At 72.4% G+C, this 3,686-nt stretch carries 5 protein-coding genes; all 5 read left to right on the top strand.

Annotated features, from left to right (window positions below):
• The coding region (locus ITP53_RS54410; RefSeq protein WP_207757730.1) for an ABC transporter permease family protein at window positions 1–714 on the top strand (714 nt) is incomplete at its 5' end.
• 11 nt (window positions 715–725) lie between these two features.
• Window positions 726–1,868, top strand: coding sequence for a GNAT family N-acetyltransferase (locus ITP53_RS60875; protein WP_328818864.1), 1,143 nt, complete (start codon window positions 726–728; stop codon window positions 1,866–1,868).
• 84 nt (window positions 1,869–1,952) lie between these two features.
• Window positions 1,953–2,480, top strand: coding sequence for a crossover junction endodeoxyribonuclease RuvC (gene ruvC, locus ITP53_RS54400; RefSeq protein ID WP_195903320.1), 528 nt, complete (start codon window positions 1,953–1,955; stop codon window positions 2,478–2,480).
• A 253-nt stretch (window positions 2,481–2,733) separates the two neighbouring features.
• A complete protein-coding gene (gene ruvA, locus ITP53_RS54395; RefSeq protein WP_195903318.1) occupies window positions 2,734–3,354 on the top strand; it encodes a Holliday junction branch migration protein RuvA in 621 nt (206 codons plus the stop codon).
• A gap of 137 nt (window positions 3,355–3,491) precedes the next feature.
• The coding region (locus ITP53_RS56770) for a hypothetical protein (protein WP_207757729.1) at window positions 3,492–3,686 on the top strand (195 nt) is incomplete at its 3' end.

Below are 3,686 nucleotides of genomic sequence, written 5' to 3'. Positions count from 1 at the left end.
GTGGTGGCCGTCGCCGTTCTGTGCGCGTGGCCGTGGATCTCCGGCGTGCTCTCCCCGCCCGCCGGCGCGCCCGGTGCCATGCCCGACGCCCTGCGTACCCAGCTGAACACGTGGGTGCCCGCCGTCGCGGGAGCCCTGGTCTCGGTGGGCGTCGCCTACCTGGCCGCGCTCGGCATCGGCGGCCTGCGACCGCTCGGGCGGCGGAGCGAGTGGCTGCTGCTGGTGTTCGCGCCCTGGCTGTTCGCCGGCACCGGGGTCTTCGGCGTGGCCAACTGGCAGAACATGCGCGACCTCGGCCTCATCGACTCCTTCCTGGCCCTCATCCCGCCCCTGCTCGTGAGCGTGCCCGCCCTCTTCGTACTTACCCTCCTGTGCAAAGGACTGGCCGAACGCGACGGCGGAGACTTCTTCGGCGGTGTGTTCCTGCCCTCGCTGCCCATGGCGGGCATCCTCGCGGGAGGCGTCGCGCTGGTGAACGCCCATGACCTGCTCTGGCCGCTGCTGATCGCCCAGAACGCCGCCTTGTTCACCGCTCCTGTCGAGCAGTTCGCCCTGATCGGCGGTAACGGCGGCGTCGCGCCCGACGCCGGCACGACCACGCCGCTGCTCGTGGTCGCCGTCGCACTGGCCGCCGTCGTGGCCGCCCAGCTGCTCTACCTCGACAGGCTCGCGATCACGGTAAACGGTTCGCCATCCCGTGCGACGTCCGCATAGGTTGAACGGTTGTGGAAATTCGCGACATCACCCCCGACGATCTCGATGACGTCCTGGACCTGCGCAAGCGTGCGTTCGGCCCGATATCCGCGGCCGACGCGGAGTGGTGGCGCCAGGCCGTGACCCCCGTGCTCGGCCAGCGGCGCTATGTCGGCGTGTTCGACGGCACCAGGCTCGTAGCCTCCGCCCGGTTGCGCCGGTTCATCCAGTGGTGGCACGGCAGGCCGCAGCCGATGTCCGGGATCGCGGGGGTCGCCGTCAGCCCCGAGGAGCGCGGCCGCGGTGTCGGCACCCTGCTCATGCGGGCCGTCGTCGAACGGGCCCGCGAGCTCGGCGACGCGGTGTCCGTGCTCTATCCGGCCACCACGCCGATCTACCGTTCCGTCGGCTACGAGCACGCCGGAGCCAAGCACACCGTGACGCTCCCCGCCGAGGCGCTGCGCAGGATCCGGCCGTCCGGCCAGGTCAAGCTGCGCAGGATGGGACCGGGCGACGCCGCCGAGGTCGTCTCCGTGCTGCACCGTGCCCACGCGGCCGCCCGCTCCAGCGGCCCCGTCTCCTGGGACGAGGACACCTGGAAGCTCTGGCTCGGCAGGGAGGACGACTTCCTCTACCTCGCCGACGACGGTTACGTCGTCTACCGGTGGAAGGACGCGAACATCGAGGTCGACAGCCTGGTCGCGGCGTCGGCGGAGACGGCCGGGGCCCTGTGGTCCCTGGTGGGCACCGCGTCCTCGGTCGCGCGCGACGTCATCGCCCCCGTGGCGCCCGACGATCCGGTGCTGTGGTTGCTGCGGCACCGGGAGAAGGAGCAGGTCACGCAGGTGCGGTGGATGTTCAGGGTGCTCGACGTGGCCGCCGCGGTCGAGCGCAGGGGCTACCCGGCGCCGCTGACCCGCGACGCCGTCGTCACCGTGGACGACCCGCTGACCGGTGGGGGCACGTGGCGGCTGGAGTTCGGGGCAGGCTCGGCCGCCGCCACCCCGGTCCAGGAGCCCGGCGTCACGCTCTCCGTGAACGGTTTCTCCGCCCTGTATGCCGGGATCCCGACGGCCACGCTGCGGATGAGCGGTCTTATGTCCGGAGACGACCGGTACGACGAGGTCCTCGACACGGCCTTCGCCGCCAAGCCGTACATGCTCGAATACTTCTGACGGGCGTTTCCCGGTGCACGGCCACCTCGGCGACGGTAGAGTCTCGTGCCGAACAGATGTTCGGCGGCACGGGAGGGCGGACCGGTGCGGGTGATGGGCGTCGATCCCGGGCTGACCCGGTGCGGCCTGGGCGCGGTCGAAGGGCGTCCGGGCGCGCCGCTCACACTGGTGGCCGTCGGGGTGGTGCGCACCGCGGCGGACGACGAGCTCGGCGCCCGGCTCGTGGGCATCGAGGCCGGGATCGAGCGGTGGCTCGACGACGTGCGGCCCGACGCGGTCGCGGTCGAACGGGTCTTCAGCCAGCACAACGTACGCACCGTGATGGGCACCGCGCAGGCGGCCGGCATCGCCGTGCTGTGCGCGGCCAGGCGCGGGCTGCCCGTGGCGCTGCACACGCCGTCCGAGGTCAAGGCCGCCATCACCGGCAGCGGCACCGCCGACAAGAAGCAGATCGGCAGCATGGTCACCCGCCTACTGCGCCTGGCCGAGATGCCCAAGCCCGCCGACGCCGCCGACGCGCTCGCCCTGGCCATCTGCCACATCTGGCGCGGCACCGGCCAAAGCCGCCTCGCCGACGCCCTGGCCAAGGCCGCCCGTGGGGGCAGGCGATGACCTCCTTTCGAGCGCCGGCCCGTGGTGGTCGTGACGGGGACAGAGCGTTGGTCGCGCCGGTGGGGCGGTCTCGTGGTGAGGGCGGAGTGTTGGCCGCGGTGGCGCGGTTTCGTTATGAGGGCAGAGTGTTGCTCGCGCCGGAGGCGCGGTTTCGTGGCGGGGCCGGAGCTGTGATCGTGGCTCGGGCTCATGGGAGGGCAGAGGCTGTGATCGGGTCGGTGGTGCTCGCGTCGTTCTCGGGAGGTGCGGGATTGTGATCGCGTCGGTGGCGGGGAAGGTGGCGGCGATCGCGCCGGACGGGGCCGTGATCGAGGTCGGCGGCGTCGGCGTACTCACGCACTGCACGCCGGGCACGCTCGCCACGCTGCGGATCGGCGAGGAGGCTCGGCTGGCCACGTCCCTGGTGGTGCGTGAGGAGTCACTCACCCTCTACGGCTTCGCCGGCGACGACGAGCGGGCCGTGTTCGAGCTGCTGCAGACCGCCAGCGGCGTCGGGCCCAAGCTCGCGCTCGCCATGCTCGCCGTGCACACGCCCAACGCGCTGCGGGTGGCGGTGGCGAGCGCCGACCTCAAGGCGCTCACCCAGGTGCCGGGGATCGGGCAGAAGGGGGCGCAACGGATCGTGCTGGAGCTGAAGGACCGGCTCGGCACGCCCGAGGAGGTGGTCAACGCCGCGCTCAACGGGGAGCGCCGGATGGCGGCGTGGCGCGAACAGGTCCATTCCGGCCTGGTCGGGCTGGGCTACTCCGGCAAGGACGCCGACGAGGCGGTCGCCGCGGTGGCGCCCGCCGCCGACGCCGACCTCGCCGCCGGCCGCGCGCCCCAGATCGCCTCCCTCCTCAAGGCCGCCCTCCGAGCCCTGAGCACCCGATGACCGATGTGCTTCGTTGCGGGGCTCAAATCTTCTTCTTTTACGGCGAAGCCAACGTAACCGCACGCGCCGACGCCGGTTCCCCTCCGTCATGGCCGGTCGTGAAGGCTCACGGCTCGCTCGCCGTTACGAGCGCCCGCTTGACCCGGCTCCGTGGCGTGGCCGAACCTCGTCGCGGCGGCATGGCCAGGTCTCGTCGCGTCGCCCAACTCCGCCACCTCACCAGGGTCCGCGGCTTGGCCGAGCTGGGCCGCCTGGCCGGGCTGTGCCAGCTGGGCGGGTTTTCCGGCGTTCATGGGGTTCTGGGCGTGGTGCGGGGAGGCCGTGTGGGGGCG

This window comes from Nonomuraea cypriaca, assembly GCF_015645445.1.
In the GTDB taxonomy this organism is placed as follows: domain Bacteria; phylum Actinomycetota; class Actinomycetes; order Streptosporangiales; family Streptosporangiaceae; genus Nonomuraea; species Nonomuraea cypriaca.
Note: the sequence above shows the minus strand (reverse complement) of the source record. Positions and strands in the feature narration are given on the sequence as shown.